At 72.2% G+C, this 16,778-nt stretch carries 13 protein-coding genes and 1 tRNA gene; 8 read left to right on the forward strand and 6 right to left on the reverse strand.

Annotated elements, in window-relative coordinates:
- The 3 genes from ACIGXE_RS31480 to ACIGXE_RS31490 form a co-directional block, all read left to right on the forward strand.
- Positions 1-95, forward strand: a 95-nt coding sequence (locus ACIGXE_RS31480; RefSeq protein WP_399752948.1) for an adenosylhomocysteinase, incomplete at its 5' end; no start/stop codon positions are given.
- A 200-nt stretch (positions 96-295) separates the two neighbouring features.
- Positions 296-368: transfer RNA gene (locus ACIGXE_RS31485), tRNA-Arg, on the forward strand.
- A gap of 211 nt (positions 369-579) precedes the next feature.
- Entirely contained in the window at positions 580-1,512 is a 933-nt protein-coding gene (locus ACIGXE_RS31490; RefSeq protein ID WP_399752710.1) for a YhjD/YihY/BrkB family envelope integrity protein, read from the forward strand.
- A gap of 43 nt (positions 1,513-1,555) precedes the next feature.
- Here ACIGXE_RS31490 and ACIGXE_RS31495 read toward each other — a convergent pair whose 3' ends face one another.
- Positions 1,556-3,403, reverse strand: coding sequence for an MFS transporter (locus ACIGXE_RS31495; protein WP_399752712.1), 1,848 nt, complete (start codon positions 3,401-3,403; stop codon positions 1,556-1,558).
- Between the two features lie 97 nt (positions 3,404-3,500).
- A complete protein-coding gene (locus ACIGXE_RS31500) occupies positions 3,501-6,047 on the reverse strand; it encodes a D-alanyl-D-alanine carboxypeptidase (protein ID WP_399752713.1) in 2,547 nt (848 codons plus the stop codon).
- A gap of 162 nt (positions 6,048-6,209) precedes the next feature.
- Here ACIGXE_RS31500 and ACIGXE_RS31505 point away from each other — a divergent pair, with 162 nt between their 5' ends.
- The 3 genes from ACIGXE_RS31505 to ACIGXE_RS31515 all read left to right on the forward strand — a co-directional run bounded on the left by ACIGXE_RS31505 (position 6,210) and on the right by ACIGXE_RS31515 (position 8,416).
- Entirely contained in the window at positions 6,210-6,914 is a 705-nt protein-coding gene (locus ACIGXE_RS31505) for a GPP34 family phosphoprotein (protein ID WP_399752715.1), read from the forward strand.
- Between the two features lie 204 nt (positions 6,915-7,118).
- A complete protein-coding gene (locus ACIGXE_RS31510) occupies positions 7,119-7,988 on the forward strand; it encodes a helix-turn-helix domain-containing protein (RefSeq protein ID WP_399752717.1) in 870 nt (289 codons plus the stop codon).
- 227 nt (positions 7,989-8,215) lie between these two features.
- Positions 8,216-8,416, forward strand: a complete 201-nt coding sequence (locus tag ACIGXE_RS31515) for a DUF397 domain-containing protein (protein WP_399752719.1) — start codon at positions 8,216-8,218, stop codon at positions 8,414-8,416.
- A 106-nt stretch (positions 8,417-8,522) separates the two neighbouring features.
- Here ACIGXE_RS31515 and ACIGXE_RS31520 read toward each other — a convergent pair whose 3' ends face one another.
- Positions 8,523-9,371, reverse strand: coding sequence for a hypothetical protein (locus ACIGXE_RS31520; RefSeq protein WP_399752721.1), 849 nt, complete (start codon positions 9,369-9,371; stop codon positions 8,523-8,525).
- Between the two features lie 87 nt (positions 9,372-9,458).
- Between ACIGXE_RS31520 and ACIGXE_RS31525 the strand changes: the two genes are divergently transcribed.
- Together ACIGXE_RS31525 and ACIGXE_RS31530 are read left to right on the forward strand one after the other, a co-directional pair.
- Positions 9,459-10,253: an SDR family oxidoreductase gene (locus tag ACIGXE_RS31525; protein WP_399752722.1), complete on the forward strand. Its 795-nt coding sequence runs from the start codon at positions 9,459-9,461 to the stop codon at positions 10,251-10,253.
- A 200-nt stretch (positions 10,254-10,453) separates the two neighbouring features.
- Positions 10,454-11,992: a sodium:solute symporter family protein gene (locus ACIGXE_RS31530; protein ID WP_399752723.1), complete on the forward strand. Its 1,539-nt coding sequence runs from the start codon at positions 10,454-10,456 to the stop codon at positions 11,990-11,992.
- A gap of 18 nt (positions 11,993-12,010) precedes the next feature.
- On the opposite strand, the gene ACIGXE_RS31535 is transcribed toward ACIGXE_RS31530, so the two are convergent.
- The 3 genes from ACIGXE_RS31535 to ACIGXE_RS31545 all read right to left on the reverse strand — a co-directional run bounded on the left by ACIGXE_RS31535 (position 12,011) and on the right by ACIGXE_RS31545 (position 16,739).
- Complete coding sequence (locus ACIGXE_RS31535; protein WP_399752725.1) at positions 12,011-13,129, reverse strand: ADP-ribosylglycohydrolase family protein; 1,119 nt, start codon at positions 13,127-13,129, stop codon at positions 12,011-12,013.
- Positions 13,130-13,296: 167 nt separating this feature from the next.
- Positions 13,297-15,888, reverse strand: a complete 2,592-nt coding sequence (locus tag ACIGXE_RS31540; protein WP_399752727.1) for a bifunctional FO biosynthesis protein CofGH — start codon at positions 15,886-15,888, stop codon at positions 13,297-13,299.
- Between the two features lie 20 nt (positions 15,889-15,908).
- Positions 15,909-16,739 carry an LLM class F420-dependent oxidoreductase gene (locus ACIGXE_RS31545; RefSeq protein WP_399752728.1) on the reverse strand — a complete coding sequence of 277 codons (831 nt, stop codon included), beginning with the start codon at positions 16,737-16,739 and terminating at the stop codon, positions 15,909-15,911.
- Between the last annotated feature and the right edge of the window lie 39 nt (positions 16,740-16,778).

The raw sequence follows: 16,778 nt of genomic DNA on the forward strand, positions 1-16,778 counted from the left end.
TCGGCGTCAAACTCACCACCCTCCGCCCCGAACAGGCCGACTACATCGGCGTCCCCGTCGACGGCCCCTACAAGCCCGACCACTACCGCTACTGACACCGCTGACGCCGCCCTGGCAGCGCCCCACCCCCCGGGTGGGGCGCTTTCGTCGTTTCCGGGGTCCCGCCCCGGCCGGCGCCGGGCGACCCCGCGCGACCCCGCACGGCACCGGGCGACCCTGCGCGACCCCCGGCGGGCCCGGGGCACCTACTCACCACCCCCGCCCCGCCCCACCCGCTACACTGACCGCACGCCTTGCCTTCGTAGCTCAGGGGATAGAGCACCGCTCTCCTAAAGCGGGTGTCGCAGGTTCGAATCCTGCCGGGGGCACAGTAAGAAGGGCCAGCTCACGGGAGTCTCCCGGTGCTGGCCCTTTTCGTGTTTCACGGGGGTCTCATGGCGGGTCGCGCTGGGTGACCGCCGGGCGGGGCTCGGAGTGTCACAGTTGTTAGAGGACCGCGACCCCGAGCGTGCGCGTGGTGCCGCGTGAGGGGTTCCAGCTCATCGCCGATCCAGGTGATCACCACCGGGAGGATGCGCCATGCGGACGACACACCACCACACCCGGGCGGCCCGGTCGCGGAGCACGGAGGGGAACAGACCGGCGGAGGGGAAGAGCGCCGGCCGGGTCGGCGTTCGGCAGGCGCGGCGGACGGCCGAGTGGGGCCGGGCGAAGTACGTGGGGTCCTGGGCGGAGAACCTGTGGCGTCGGCTGGACGCGGTGGACTTCATCAACCAGGCCATCCTGCTGGCCGCGACGCTGCTGCTGTGCGCCGTGCCCTTCATGCTCATCGCGTCCGCGCTGGCCGGTCGGTCAGCGGTGTCGACGCTGTCGGTGCGGCTGGGCCTGGGCCAGGAAGCGGCGAACGACCTCGGGCATCTGTTCGCCTCCTCCGCGGCCACCTCGGCCGCCATCACCGGCCTGTCGTGGGTCTTCTTCGTCCTGGCCGGCATCGCCGTGAGTGCCTCGCTTCAGAAGCTGTACCAGCGGGTCTTCGACCAGCGGCCGCAAGGGGTGCGCGACCGGCTCTGCGCGCTGGTCTGGCTCGCCCTGGCCATGGGGTGGGTGGCCCTGGGCAGCACCGTGGGACACGCGCTCCACGAGAGCTCCCCGGTCCTGTGGTGGATCATCAACGTCCCCGGGTTCGTCGCCTTCTTCTGGTTCACGATGTGGCTGCTGCTCGGGGGCCAGGTCGGCCGGCGCAGGCTGCTTCCGTGCGCCGTGGCCACCGCGGCGTTCTGGATCGGCATGCTGGTCGTCTTCCGCTTCACCTTCTCCGGCATGGTCACCAGTTCCGACGAGAAGTACGGCCCGATCGGCGTGGTCTTCTCCCTCATGTCGTTCTTCATCGCGATCGGCGTGGTCATCATCCTCGGCGCGGCCACCGGCATGATGTGGCACGAGCGCGGCATGTCCTTCCGCGCCGCGACCACGAAGATCCGCCGGGGGCATGACTACCCGGACCGGCGGTGACGGTGCCGGTGCCGGTGCCGGGAGGGTCCCGGGCGGGAACGCTTCAGCGGAGTTCGTCCGGGCAGGTCGTGCCCCGGGGGAAGAGCTTGTAGGGGGCGGCCAGGCGGTACGTGCCGGCCTTCGGGGCCAGGAGTTCGGTCCACTCGTCGCCCTCCGCGTCCGGCTCGGCCTTCAGGAGGCAGCCCTCCTTGTTCGCGAAGACCTTCGGGAGGTCGGTCTCCGCCGATTCGCGGGCCTTCTTCGAGGCCTCCGTCTCCTGCGGCGGTTCGATCTTGCCGCCGTTCTCGTCGAGGAGGGCGAGCCACGGCGAGTAGGGGACGCGGATCTTGATGCGGGCGGGGCGGTCGAGGCGGAGGACGACCTCGTTGGCCTCCGCGCGCTGGACGTCGGCCGGCGGGTCGGCGAGCGGGGTCGGGTCGGTGACCTCGTAGAGGCGCCAGTTCGCGTCCGACCAGATCTGCTTCAGGTAGGGCAGGCCGTCGTCGACCAGCTCCGCCTCGCGCTGGGCGCCCGAGTCCGGGGCGCCGGTCGGGAGGACGACGTAGTGGACGGCCCAGCGGCCGAGCCAGTCCTGATAGTTCACGGCGTTGAGCGTGTCGTCGTAGAAGAGCGGGTTGCGCTCGATGTCGGCCTGGCGGTTCCAGCCGCGGGCGAGGTTGATGTACGGCGCCAGGGCCGAGGACTCGCGGTGGCTGGAGGCCGGCACGACCTCGACCCGGGCCTTCTCGGCGCCACGCACCTGGAGCTGGTTGATCAGCGGGGCGACCTCACGGGCCCAGGACGCGTCCGGGGCCGTACGGATCACGTCGTCGACGCCCTTGAAGCCGATCCAGACGTTCAGGCCCGCGAAGGCCAGCACGATCGCGTACCAGCGGCGGGTGCGGGGGCGGGCGTAGGGCAGGGCGGCCAGAAGGACCACGCCGGCGAAGAGCATCACGAGACGGCTGACGTTCGAGCCGATCTGCGAGTCGACCAGCCAGGTCAGCAGCGTGCCCGCCGAGTAGACCGCCGCCGCCGTGCGGACCGTGCGCCAGCCCTTCGGCACCAGTAGCAGGACCAGGACGCCGAACACGAACGGCAGGCTCGTCGACATCAGGCTCATCGGCTGCGTCCCCGAGAAGGGGAAGAGCCACGCCGACAGGGCCACCACCGCCACCGGGGCCAGGCCCACGGCGTACGCGCCGGGTCGGCGCTTGTTGAGGAAGAGCGCCGCCGCGACCACGCCGAGGAACAGGCCGGCCACCGGGCTGCACGCCGTCGCGAGGCCGGCCAGCGGCGCCGCGACCGCGGCCTTCGCCCAGCGTTTGAAGCGCCAGCGGTGCGGCCAGCAGAAGACCGCCGCGACCGAGCCGAGCGCGAACATCATGCCGAGGCCGAAGGTGACCCGGCCCGACAGCGCGTTGCAGAGGAAGGCGAAGACGCCCGCGAGCGCGCACGCCATCGGATTGCGCACCGCCCGCACCCGGACCAGGATCAGCGCCGTCAGGGCCGCCGACAGGGTGCCGGCGACCATCATCGTCGTACGGACCCCGAGCAGGGACATCAGATACGGGGACACCACGCTGTACGAGACCGGGTGCATCCCGCCGTACCAGGCGAGGTTGTACGCCGAGTCCGGGTGCCGGCCCACGAACTCCGCCCACGCGTCCTGCGCCGCCAGGTCACCGCCGCTGTTGGCGAAGAAGAAGAACCAGAGGACGTGGGTGAGCGCCGCCACCGCCGTCGCCACCAGTACCGGCGTGCGTCGGCGGCTCCGCCAGGGGCGGGGCGCTTCGGGCGGCTCCAGCGGCGGGCGGGGGGCCGGAAGTTCTATTCGCGAAGGCGAAGAGGATGGAGAAGAGGAGTTCATGGGTGCAGCCTCGGCGGCGCGTGTCGGCTCGGCGGTGGTCAACTGCGGCCCTTTCCCGTGCTGCCTCTACTGCCCTTCTCTCGTCCCCGGGGAACGCTAACAGCTGGGCGCCCGGGCCAGGCCCGGGCGCCCGTGGGGGTCAGCCCAGTCGGGTCAGCTTCTCGCCGAAGCCAGGCTCCACCAGGTCCTTCTGCAGCGCCACCGGAGCGCTGACCTGGCCGGTGCCCGTGCCGATCGACACCTGGCCGACGACGTTCCCGGCCTTGCCGTTGTGCGGCAGGGCCTTGCCGCCCGCGCCGAGCGCCAGGCTCACCTTCAGGCCCGGCCAGCCGACCGCCTTCAGGTCCTTGGTCGACACGACGGGCGTCCGGCCGCCCAGACCGTCGTCCACGTAGCCGACGACCTGGCCCTTCTTCACCACGGCGGCCGACGTGACGTCGGACTGCGCCTTCTGGATGACCTTGAGGCTGTTCGCGATCGCCAGGTCCAGCTTCTGCCACAGCTGCGGCGCGTGCTTGGCCCCCATGACGATGCCGATGATGCGGCGCTTCTGGCCGTCGACGACCGTGTTCGCCGCCCACAGCAGGTTGCCGCCGGCCGGGGTGGACGAACCGGTCTTGATGCCGGTCACGCCCGGCTCCAGCAGGATCTTGTTGTTGTTCTCGATCCGCTCGGGGATGCCGTCGATCGTCACGTTCGGCATGTCCACGATCTGGCGGAACACGTCGAACTGCATGACCGCCTTCCCCAGCTTCAGCTGGTCCAGCGGCGTCGACACGGTCGTCGACTGCAGACCGGACGGGTCCGTGTACGTCGACTCCGTCATGCCCAGCTCCTTGGCCGCGGCGTTCATCTTCTCGACGAACGCGGCCTCCGAACCGGCGTCCCAGCGGGCCAGCAGCCGCGCCACGTTGTTGCCCGACGGGATCATCAGGAGCTCCAGGAGCTCCTTCTCCGAGTAGGTCTGGCCCTCCTTGATGGGGGCCGTCGACTCGTCCTTCGCCTTCGCCTGCTCGCCGGCGGTCTTGTCGACCTCGATCTCCGGACCCTTCTGGCTCCCCTTGATGGGGTGGTCGCGGAGGATCACGTACGCCGTCATGGTCTTGGCGACGCTCGCGATCGGGGCGGGCTTCTGCGCGCCGTACGTGCCGAGCGAACCGACGCCCTCGACCTCGGCGGCGCCCTGTCCCTCGGACGGCCACGGCATCTGCAGCGGGCCGCCCTCGAAGGTGTACGAGGGCGCGGCGGAGAGCACGAGCTTGGGGTCCGGCAGCGGACGCACGAACTGTACGACCGCAAAGATGATCACGAGCAGGAGGATCAGCGGGGTCCAGATCTTGAACCGCCGCGCGGTGGTGCGCAGCGCCGTCTCCGGCGGCGGCGGGGTGTTCGTCAGCTCCGCCAGGATCTCCAGCGGCGGGCGGGGCGGCAGCGGCTGCTGCCGGGTCCGCTCGGGCTCGCTCAGGGAGGCCGGTGCGGGGGCGGGAGCCGCCGCGGCCTCCGCCTTGGGCTCCGGCGCCGGAGCCGGTGCCGGCTGCGGCTCGGGCTTCGGCTGCTCCTGGGTGATGTCCCCCCGGAGCGGGCGGAAGGTGGACGGCGGCAGCTTGAGCGCGGTCGTCGGCTGGTCGACGGCGGGCGCGGCGGGCGCGACCGGCGGCTTCACGGCCTTGAAGACGGCGGTCGGCTGGTCGACCGGCTGAGGCTTCGGCGCCGTCGAACCGGACGCCGGCCGCGGCGACCGCGCCGGCTCGGCCACGGCCTCGGACCCGGCCTCCGGATCGGACCCGCGCCCGTCCCGCGCCTCGGGCTCGGCCGCGGCCTTCGGCGCGGACTCCACCTCCGGCTCCGGACCCTGCTCCGGCTCGCCCTGCGCCTCCGGCCTGTCCTCCGCCTTCGGGCCGTCCTCCGCCTTCGGCCTGTCCTCCGCCGTCGGCGCGGCCGGCTTGCGCGTGGCGAACCACGACTCGCCGCCACCCGCCGCCGGGACCTCGGCGCCCTCGGACACCTCGGCGCCCTCAGAGGTCTCAGTGGCCTGGGAGGTCTCAGCGGCCTCGGACGTCTCAGCCGCCGCGGACGCCACAGGCTCCTCAGTGCCCTCGGCAGCCTCGCCGGCGTCCGCCGAGGCCTCGCCCTCGCCCCCGCCCGCTACGGCCGCTCCGGCGGCCCGGTCGGCGCCCTCGGCGGCCCGGTCGGCGCCCTCGGCGGCCCGGTCGGCGCCCTCGGCGACCTCCGGCGCTTCCTCGCCCGCGGCGCCCTCCTCCGCGGTCGTCCCAGCCGCGGCCTCGGAGGCCGCCTCGGAGGCCCCCTCAGAAACCGCCTGGGGCACGTCCTTGGGGATCGTCAGGACGACGGTCCCGTCCGAGCCCCCGCCCGCACGCACACCCGCACCCGAATCCGCACCGGCACCCGCACCCGCGGCACCGGCCGTCTCGTCGGCGCCGGCCGAGTCGTCGGCACCGTCTCCCGCAACCACGGCGTCCTCCGCCGCGTCCTCCGTCCCGGAGGGCCGGTCCTCCGGTGCCGTCCGCGGGGCCAGGGCCTTGAAGACGGCCGTCGGCTGGTCCACGCGGTCCCGGAGGACGGACAGTCGCGGGTCCCTGCCGTCGTCGCCGACCGCACTCTCCCGCTCCCGCTGCTCCGCCTTGTCGGGGGACTCGCCCGCCACCGTGCCTCCTCCATCGCTCATGCGTACGTCCGAACCGTCTAACAGTGTCCTGTGTGAACCCCTTGGCCCCCGTGCTAGACGAGAACGACATACCTGCCGGTTCCCGTACGAAGCACCCAGGCACTCTCGACAGATGAATGTGAGAGGGGTCACCCTGTCATTCATCCACGCGGGGAGGCATGGATGGGCAGGAGCCGCAGAACACTTCCGGAGGAGCTTCTGCTGCTCGCTCTGGACCCGGCCACGGGTACCACAGCGCAGCCGCAGTCGCTCGACCTGGGCCTTGCCGGAGCACAGCTAGTGGAGCTGGCTCTGGCGGGACGGATAGCCCCTGACGGGGATCGTATCGCCGTGGTGATGCCACGGCCGACCGGAGATCCGACTCTGGACTCCGCACTGGAACTGCTGCGCAGGCGCGGCAGTCCGGTACGGGCCGTCCATTGGATCGGCGGGCCCCGCCTGGGGCTGCGCCAGACGTATCTCTCGCATCTGGAGCGCTGCGGCATGGTCCATGCCGTGGAGGGCCAGATGTGCGGGGTGCTGCCGACGACTCGCTACCAGGCGACGGACACGGCGATCAGCCGGGAGATCAGATCCCGGCTGGACAACGCGATCCGCACCGGCGTGCCGCCGGACCCGCGGACCGCGGCGCTCGCCGCGCTGGCCCACGCGGTCGGTCTCGGCAAGCACCTCTACCCGGGTAACGAAGGACGGTCGTCGCGGTCCCGGCTGCGCGACCTGATCCGGCACGACCCGATGGGCGGTCTCGTGGCGCACGCCGTGATGGACGTCCAGAACGGCGTGGGCGCCCAGCCCCGTCGTAGCGCGGCGGCGGGCGGCGTGCCGTCCCAGCCGCGCCGCGGAACCATGGCGCGCGTCGCCATGTGAGAAGCACGCAAGCGGAAAGCCCGTTCCACCATCACCACCCGAACCACACCGGGAGCCGCATACGTGTGCGGGACGGCCGTCCTCACGGCCGCCCCGCACCGTTGCGTTGTCGGCATTTCCCAGCGCACACCGCACCTTTGGTGGCAGTCTGCCAAGCAGTAGATACTCACAGCTACGCTGCCGACAGCCGGAGGTGCAGTTTCCGTGGCGTCCAATGTCAATCCCACCGTCAGGCGACGCCGATTGGGCCAGGAGCTGCGCCGGCTCCGCGAGGCGAAGAACATGACGGCCGAACAGGTCGCCGAGCGCCTCCTCGTCTCGCAGTCCAAGATCAGCCGCCTCGAGAACGGCCGTCGTTCGATCAGCCAGCGTGACGTCCGCGATCTGTGCGGGGTGTACGAGGTCGAGGACGAGCGGGTCGTGGACTCGCTGATGCAGATGGCCAAGGACTCGCGCCAGCAGGGCTGGTGGCACGCCTTCGGCGACATCCCGTACAGCGTCTACATCGGTCTGGAGACGGACGCGGAGAGCCTGCGGGTGTACGAGCCGCAGATCATCCCGGGCCTGCTGCAGACCCACGGCTACGCGGAGGCCGTGATCACCGGCGCGCTGCCCGAGTCGACGCCGGTCGACATCGACAAGCGGGTCACCGTCCGCACCCGGCGCCAGGACCGCATCAAGGACGAGGAGCGTCCGCTGCGCCTGTGGGCGGTCATCGACGAGGGCGCGCTGCGCCGGGTGGTCGGCAACAGGCAGCTGATGGTCGAGCAGTTGGAGCACCTGGTCGAGCAGTCCCACCTGCCGCACGTGACCGTGCAGGTGCTGCCGTTCCACATGGGCGCGCATCCGGGCATCAGCGGGCATTACGCGATTCTGGAATTCCCCGACACGTCCGACTCCTCCGTGGTCTACATCGAGGGCGTGACGAGCGACCTGTATCTGGAGAAGGCGCAGGACGTCGCCAAGTACAGCGTGATGTACGAACACCTGCGGGCTCAGGCGCTGAATGCGGAGGACACCCGTGAGTTCGTGACGCGCATTGCGAAGGAGTACGCCGACGGAAAAGGGGCGTAACGGGGGCGACGGGGGCTGAATGCCGCCATTCGGCCGGGGCGCGGGGGAGGGAGCAGGCACGGTACACCCCCGACTCGCCTCGACGGAAGCGCAGTTGGAATATGCCATCCGGTCGGGTGAACGACGGTCCCACAGCACGGGGCCGGGGCAGTAGCGTCGATCACGCCAAAGCAAGAACGTTTGGCGCGACATCTACTGGCAGCACTGGCAGAACCGGAGTGAGAAACATGGCCATTACCCAGGGCGCTACGGACAACTGGACGAAGTCCTCGTATTCCGGCGGCAACGGGGCCTGCGTCGAAGTGAAGTCCCCCGTCGTGAACGCGATCGCGGTGCGCGACTCGAAGGCCCCTGAGGGCCCCTCCCTCTCTTTCGGACCGGGCTCGTGGAACGCGTTCGTGGGCGAGGTGAGCGTCGGGGCCCTGTGACCCCGCGCCCACACTCCCCCGCGTCACGGAATGAGCCCTCTCGACCGGTCCGCCGTCCTGGCCGAGGGGGCTCGGCGCTTTCCCGCTCCTCCCCGCCCTCCTCGAGCTACCGCAGCTCGTCCACGTAGCGGTCGGTGCCCGGCACCGTCGGGACGAACGGCGCCACCAGCTCCGCCCGGCCGCCCCACTCCGCCGTGACCGTCTCCAGGTCGGCGAAGGACTCCGCCCAGCAGTCGCGCGGATCGCGCTCCAGGAACCACAGCAGGGTCAGCCGGGTGTCGACCCCCTCGACCTGCTTCACGTAGGTCATCCGGTCGCCGGGCAGCGGCGTGGGGCGGAAGACCGTCACCATCGCCGCGGGCGAGCCCGCGAGCCTCCGGGGCAGTTCGCGCGAGCGCAGTCGCTCCACCAGCTCCGCCCGCCGCTCGGGCCCCTCGGCGTCGACGACCTGGAGGACGAGGCCCGCGTAGGGGTGGTCGAGCGCGTGCAGGTCGCGTGGTCCGGCCGCCCCGTCGCGGTAGACGGTCACCTCGTGGTCCTGGAACGAGGTGAAGACGTGGGTCCGGTCGCGGTAGACCCGCGCGTCCCGGTTGAGGCGCTTGTTGATGGCGACGGTCCACTTCATGTGGTCGTCGTAGCGGCCGTCGGTGATCCAGTACGTGGAGAGGTAGCAGCCGGCGGTGACCGGCTGGGCGATCGCGGACTTCTCGGGGCCGCGCAGCTCCTGGAGCGCGCGGGTGGCGACCCAGCGGCGGCCGGCGAACATCCAGGGCATGGCCATGGCGCCGGCGTAGTAGTGGTCGTCCTCGTACCAGCGGTTGTAGGCGTACTCGTGACCCGGGTGCGGTTCCACCATGGTGATCAGGGCGTGGCCGGGGTGTGTCCCGTACGGGCCGACCGCGGCCAGCTCCGCGTACGTCTCGCTCCGGGTGTCGACCGGCTTCTCCTCGCTCATCCTCGTTCCCCTTCCCTTCCCTTGTGGGCGACTCGCACCTACTCTGACGGGCCGTCAGATCGATGAACAGGCCCAGGGAGGCACCGGATGGCGTTCCAAGGACTGCTCCAGGGAAAGACCGTCGTCGTGTCGGGCGTCGGCGCCGGGCTCGGCCACCGGGTGGCGGAGACGGTGGTACGGGACGGGGGCCGCGCGGTGCTGGGCGCGCGCACCGAGGCCAACCTGGCCAAGGCGGCCGCGGAGATCGACCCGGACGGCACGCGGACCGCGTACCGCGCCACCGACATCACCGACGAGGCCCGGTGCGAGGCGCTCGCCGCGCTCGCGGTGGAGCGCTTCGGCGGGATCGACGCCGTGGTCCATGTCGCCGCCTGGGACTCGTACTTCGGCGGCCTGGAGGACGCCGACTTCGACACCTGGCAGGGCGTCCTGGACGTCAATCTGCTCGGCACGCTGCGGATGACCCGGGCGTGCCTGCCGGCCCTGAAGGAGCGGGGCGGCTCGGTCGTCCTGATCGGCACCCAGTCGGCGGTGGCCGCGCCCTCGCAGGTGCGGCAGGCGGCGTACGCGGCCTCGAAGGGCGCGCTGACCTCGGCGATGTACTCGCTGGCACATGAGCTCGGCCCGCACCGGATCCGGGTCAACACGGTGCTGCCGGGCTGGATGTGGGGGCCGCCGGTGCAGGCGTACGTGCAGTTCACGGCGCACACCGAGCAGGTGCCGGAGGCCGAGGTGCTCGGGCGTCTCGCCGAGCGGATGGCGCTGCCGGAGCTGGCGACGGACGGGGACGTGGCGGAGGCGGCGGTCTTCCTGGCCTCCGACCGGGCGCGGGCGATCACGGGGCAGTCGCTGCTCGTCAACGCGGGGGAGCTGATGCGCTGACCGCCTCCGCCCGCCGGGGCGGGGTCCGTCGGTGCGCGGCCCGTCGGGGCCATCGCGACAAGTTCATAGATGTGAACAAGGGTCAGTAAACAGAACGATTTTACTGCCCCTTGACCCTCCATTGCATTGTCCCTGCCTTGCAACTCCCCACACGATGAACCGCGTTCACAAGGCGGACCGGACCCCATGGAGGGGGCGCAATGAACAGTCTCGACTGGGCCGTGCTCATCGGCTACTTCGGCGTCATGGTCGCGATCGGCGTCTGGTCCCACAAGCGCGTGGACGACGTCTCCGACTTCTTCACCGCCGGCGGCCGGATGCCCTGGTGGCTCTCCGGCATCTCCCACCACATGTCCGGCTACAGCGCCGTGATGTTCACCGGCTACGCGGGCATCGCCTACACCTACGGCGTCACCTCCTACGTCACCTGGTCCTTCCCCATCGCCCTCGGCATCGCGGTCGGCGCCCACCTCTTCGCTCCCCGCCTCAACCGGCTGCGCTCACGACTCCGGGTCGCCTCCCCCCTGGAGTACCTGAAGAACCGGTACAACCTGCCCACCCAGCAGGCCCTCGCCTGGTCGGGCGTGCTGCTGAAGATCGTGGACGTGGGCGCGAAGTGGGCCGCCATCGCCACCCTGCTCTCCGTCTTCACCGGGATCTCCCTCAACCAGGGCATCCTGATCACCGGTGTCGTCACCGGCATCTACTGCACGGTCGGCGGCCTGTGGGCCGACGCCCTGACCGAACTCGGCCAGTTCGTGATCCAGTTGCTCGCCGGCGTCGCGATGCTCGTGGCCGTCCTCGGCAGGCTCGGCGGGGTCGAGGCGCTGTGGACCGTCTGGGACCGGCCCGAGCTGCAGGGGCACACGGCGCCGACGGCCGGCCCGTACACGCTGACCTTCCTGCTCGCGTACCTCTTCATCAAGACCTTCGAGTACAGCGGCGGCATGTGGAACCAGGCCCAGCGCTACATGGCCACCCCGTCCGCCCGCGAGGCCACCCGCTCCGGCCGGCTCTCCGCCGTCCTGTGGTTCGTCTGGCCGCTCGTCCTCTTCTTCCCCATGTGGTGCGCGCCGCTGCTCGTGCAGCCGAAGAAGCCGGACGCCTCCGACGCGTACGCCCTGATGACCGAGCAGCTGCTGCCGCACGGACTGCTCGGGCTCGTCATCGTCGGCTTCTTCTCGCACACCATGGCCATGTGCTCCTCCGACGCCAACGCCATCGCGGCCGTCTTCACCCGGGACATCGCCCCCGTCCTCAGCCGGGCCGCCCGCTCGTGGAGCGGCCGGGCCGGGCTGCTCGCCGCGCGCCTGTCGACGATCGCCTTCCTCGGCCTGTCGATGGCGGTCGCCACCCAGGTCAACTCCCCCGCCTTCAAGGACATCATCACCGTCGTCATCAAGTGGGTCGCCGGGCTCATGGGGCCCATCGCCATCCCGTTCATGCTCGGGCTGCTGCGCACCTTCCGGACCTCGGGCCCGACGGCGGCGCTGGTCTCCTGGGCCGCCGGGCTCTTCGCCTTCTGGCTCACCAACTACGGCCTGGACGGCGTCGAGCTGCAGATCCAGATCGCCTCGCCGCTCGCCACCTCGCTCGTGCTCTACGTCCTCATCGGCCACGTGAAGCCCGAGGCCACCCCGGAACGGGACGCGATCCTCGACCGCCTCGACAGCGACGGGGACGGTGCGGCCGCCGTCCCCGCACAGGGCGGCGACCGGGCCGGTCAGCCCCGCGGCTAGCGTCAGGTCCCCAGGCCCTCACCCCCGCGGGTAGCGGTCCAGCCAGCCGGACGTCGTCTCCCCCGGCCCGTGCAGGGCGGCACCCTGCGTCATCTCCATCGCGAAGTCGTCCGCGAGCTCCAGGACCGTGGCACGGCCCTCCAGTTCGGCCACCCAGGCCGGCGGGAGGGCCGTCTCGCCGTGCAGGGCGCCGAGCAGCGCCCCGGTGACGGCGCCGGTGGCCGCCGACGGGCCGTCGTGGTTGACCGCGAGGCGCAGCCCGTGCCGGACGTCCTCGCCGACCAGGGCGCAGTAGACGGCCGCCGCCAGCTGTCCCTCGGCCCGGTCCTCGCCCGCCCCGAGGGCGGTCACCCGCTCCGCGTCCGGCATCCCCTGCCGTACGGCGGCCAGCGCGGCCTCCAGGGCCTCGACGACCCGCGTGCCGCCCGGGCGCGGGGCCAGCTGCTCGACCGCCGTGCGGACGGCGCCGTCCACGCTGTCGCCGCGGGCCAGGCCGTGCACGACGACCGCGAGCGCGCCGGCCGACAGGTAGGCGACCGGGTCGCCGTGCGTCTGGGCCGCGCACTCCACGGCCAGCTGGCACACCAGCTGCGGCTCCCAGCCGACGAGCAGCCCGAAGGGCGCGGAGCGCACCAGGGCGCCGCTGTCCGTGGCGGCCGGGTTCTTGGGCCGGTCCAGGGTGCCGAGGATGTCGTCGCCGAGGCCGGTGAGGCAGGAGCGGGCCGGGTCCCGGCGCGCGTACAGCCACTCCTCGCGGGCCAGCCAGCCCAGGTCGCGGCGGCGCTCGTCGGGCCCCCAGTCCCGTTGCGTGGCCGCCCAGCGCAGGTGGGCCCGGTGGATGTCGGTGGGCGGGTGCCAGGCCCCGGTGTCGCGGCGCACCTGGGCGCGGATCAGGCCGTCGACGGTGAACAGGGACATCTGGGTGGCGGCCGTGACGGCGCCGCGGCGGCCGTACGCGACGGCGAGCTCGGTCAGGCCCTCGGGCCCGTGGACCCGGCGCAGCTCGGCGAGCGGGCGGCCGGCGGCGCCGGCGCCGAGGGCGTCGCCGACGGCTCCGCCGAGCAGGCAGCCGCGGACCCGGGCGCGGAAGTCCTGCTGTTCGGTGCGGCCCCACACGACCGCGGCTGTGGTGGTCACGACGTGCCTCCCCCCGTACGAGCTCCCCGTACACCGGCTCCGCAGCACTGTAATAGACCGGATGCGCTCGTTCGGGGGGCGAAGCGTTATGCGATCCGACACCTGTCTGTGCACTTTTGACCGTTCGGAGCAGGCTCCGGTGGCTGAGCCCGCTCCGTCCCGGTCCCCTACTCCTGGACCAGCGGCAACAGCTCCGGCAGGTGCCCGTCCGAGGCGCGCGCCGCGCGCTGCCGCTCCTCCGGGACCTCCCCGTACAGCGTCGTACGGGGACGGGACGGACGTCCGGCCGCCTCGGCGATGGCCTCCAGGTCGCGGATCGAGCGGTACGAGCCGTAACTCGACCCCGCCATCCGGGAGATGGTCTCCTCCATCAGGGTGCCGCCGAGGTCGTTGGCGCCCGAGCGCAGCATCTCGGCGGCGCCCTCCGTGCCCAGCTTCACCCAGCTCGTCTGGATGTTCGGGATGCGCGGGTGGAGCAGCAGCCGGGCCATCGCCGTGACGGCCCGGTTGTCACGGACGCTCGGGCCGGGGCGGGCGATGCCCGCGAGGTACACCGGCGCGTTGGTGTGGATGAACGGCAGCGTCACGAACTCGGTGAAGCCGCCCGTCTCCCGCTGGATGCGGTCGAGGGTGCGGAAGTGCCCGAGCCAGTGCCGGGGCTGGTCCACGTGCCCGTACATCATCGTCGAGGAGGAGCGGATGCCCAGCTCGTGCGCGGTGGTGACGACCTCGATCCAGGTGGCCGTGGGCAGCTTGCCCTTGGTGAGCACCCAGCGGACCTCGTCGTCGAGGATCTCGGCGGCGGTGCCGGGGATCGAGTCGAGCCCGGCCTCCTTGGCGGCGGTGAGCCACTCGCGGATCGACAGCCCCGTGCGGGTGGCGCCGTTGACGACCTCCATCGGCGAGAAGGCGTGCACGTGCATGCCGGGCACGCGCCGCTTCACCGCCCGCGCGATGTCGAAGTACGCGCTGCCGGGCAGGTCCGGGTGGATGCCGCCCTGCATGCACACCTCGACCGCGCCGACCTCCCAGGCCTGCGCGGCCCGGTCGGCGACCTGGTCGAGGGAGAGGGTGTACGCGTCGGCGTCGGTGCGGCGCTGGGCGAAGGCGCAGAAGCGGCAGCCGGTGTAGCAGACGTTGGTGAAGTTGATGTTCCGCGTGACGATGTACGTCACGTCGTCGCCGACGGTGTCGCGGCGCACGGCGTCGGCGATCCCGCACAGCGCGTCGAGGGCCGGCCCGTCGGCGTGCAGCAGGGCGAGCGCCTGCGGGTCGGTGAGCCGGGTCGGGTCGTCGGCGGCGACCGCGAGGGCCTCCCGTACGTCGGTGTCGATGCGCTCGGGGACCATGCCGGGCGCGGCGGCCTCGCGCAGCGCCTCCCAGTCGCCGTACACCTCGTCGAAGTCCTCGCGGCGGTCGCCGGTGCGGCCCGTGGTGTCGATGGTGCGGTGCAGGTCGGTGCGGCCGGCCGCCGTGAAGGCCTCGTCGGGCTCCTGCCAGGGCAGTCCGCGCACGGGGGCGTCCGGGTCGGCGAGCCCGGTGGCGGGGTCGGCGAGGGCCCGCACGTGCGGGAGGAGCCGCGGGTCGAGCCAGGGCTCGCCGCGCCGGACGAACTCGGGGTAGACGCAGAGGCGTTCGCGCAGCTCGAAGCCGGCGGCACGGGAGTGCGCGGCCAGCTCGTCGATCCGCGGCCAGGGCCGCTCCGGGTTGACGTGGTCGATGGTGAGCGGGGAGACCCCGCCCCAGTCGTCGATGCCGGCGGCGATCAGACGCTCGTACTCGGCGTCGACGAGGTTCGGCGGCGCCTGGAGGCAGGCGCTCGGGCCCATGATGAGCCGGGCGACGGCGACGGTGGCCACCAGGTCGTCGAGCTCGGCGTCCGGCATCCCGCGCATCGCCGTGTCCGGCTTGGCGCGGAAGTTCTGGATGATCAGCTCCTGGATGCCGTGGTAGGCGCGGGCGATCCGGCGCAGCGCGAACAGCGACTCCGCGCGCTCCTCGTACGTCTCGCCGATGCCGAGCAGCAGGCCGCTGGTGAAGGGCACGGAGGAGCGGCCGGCGTCCTCCAGGACCCGCAGCCGCACGGCGGGCTCCTTGTCCGGCGAGCCGTGGTGGGGGCCGCCGGGCTCGCTCCACAGCCGGGTGGCGGTGGTCTCCAGCATCATCCCCATCGACGGGGCGACGGGCTTGAGCCGCTGGAAGTCCGTCCAGGACATGACGCCCGGGTTGAGGTGCGGGAGGAGACCGGTCTCCTCCAGGATGCGGATCGCCATGGCCCGCACGTAGGCGATGGTGTCGTCGTAGCCGTGCGCGTCCAGCCACTCGCGGGCCTCGGGCCAGCGGTCCTCGGGCTTGTCCCCGAGGGTGATCAGGGCTTCCTTGCAGCCGAGTACGGCGCCGCGGCGGGCGATGTCGAGGACCTCGTCCGGCGACATGAACATCCCGTGCCCGGCCCGGCGCAGCTTGCCGGGCACGGTCGCGAAGGTGCAGTAGTGGCACTTGTCCCGGCAGAGCCGGGTGAGCGGTATGAAGACGCTCTTCGAGTACGTGATGACCCCGGGCCGCCCGGCCGCCGCGAGCCCCGCGTCCCGCACCCGCCCGGCCGTGCCGACCAGGTCCGCCAGGTCCGCGCCCCGCGCCTGCAGCAGCACGGCGGCCTCGGCCACGTCGAGGGCGACCCCGTCCCTGGCCCGCTTGAGGGCCCGGCGCATCGCGTTCCCGGTGGGTCCTGAGCTGCGTGGTGCCTGGTGATCCGTCATGGACCGAGCATACGAGCGGGTCACAGGTACCTCGCGAAGTCGTCCAGAACCCTCAGCACCTCCCGCTCCCCCGCCGGCGGCAGCTGGAGGACGACCTCCTCGCAGCCCAGCTCCTCGTAGTGGGCGAGCTTCCCGGGGCTCGGCAGGACCGCGTACGGGACCAGGTGGAGGGCCTTGGGATCGCGCCCTGCGCGCTCCCAGGCCTCGCGCAGCACCGGCAGCGTCTCCGTCAGACCGCGGCCGCCGATCGGCATCCAGCCGTCGGCGCGGGCGGCGATCTGGGCGAAGAGCCTGGGGCCGGCCGCGCCGCCGAGGAGGATGCGCGGGGCGCCGCCGCGGGGTTTCGGCCAGGCCTCGGAGGGGCGTACGGAATGGCCGAAAGCACCCTCATGGGCGGTGGGGTCGGGGGCCCACAGGGCGCGCATCAGGTCGAGCCGGTCGGCGCCGAGCTCCCGGCGGGTGGCCCAGGTGACCCCGTGGTCGGCGGCCTCCTCGCGGTTCCAGCCGTAGCCGACGCCGAGGGTGAAGCGGGCGCCGGAGAGGTGGTCGAGGGTCGCGATCTGCTTGGCGAGGGCGATGGGGTCGTGCTGGGCGATCAGCGTGACGCCGGTGCCCAGGCCGAGGCGGTCGGTGACGGCGGCGGCCTGGGCGAGGGCCACGAAGGGGTCGAGGGTGCGGCCGTACTCGCGCGGCAGCTCGCCGCCGGCCGGCCAGGCGGTGTCCCGGGTGACCGGGATGTGGGTGTGCTCGGGCAGATAGAGCCCGGCGAAGCCGCGCTGTTCGAGCTCGCGGGCGAGCCGCACGGGGCTGATGGTCTCGTCGGTCAGGAAGATCGTGGTCGAGATCCGCATGGGGGCACGGTAGGGGGTGCGGCGTGGATTTCCGAGAGG

This window comes from Streptomyces sp. NPDC053431 (genome assembly GCF_044544925.1).
Taxonomy (GTDB): Bacteria; Actinomycetota; Actinomycetes; order Streptomycetales; family Streptomycetaceae; genus Streptomyces.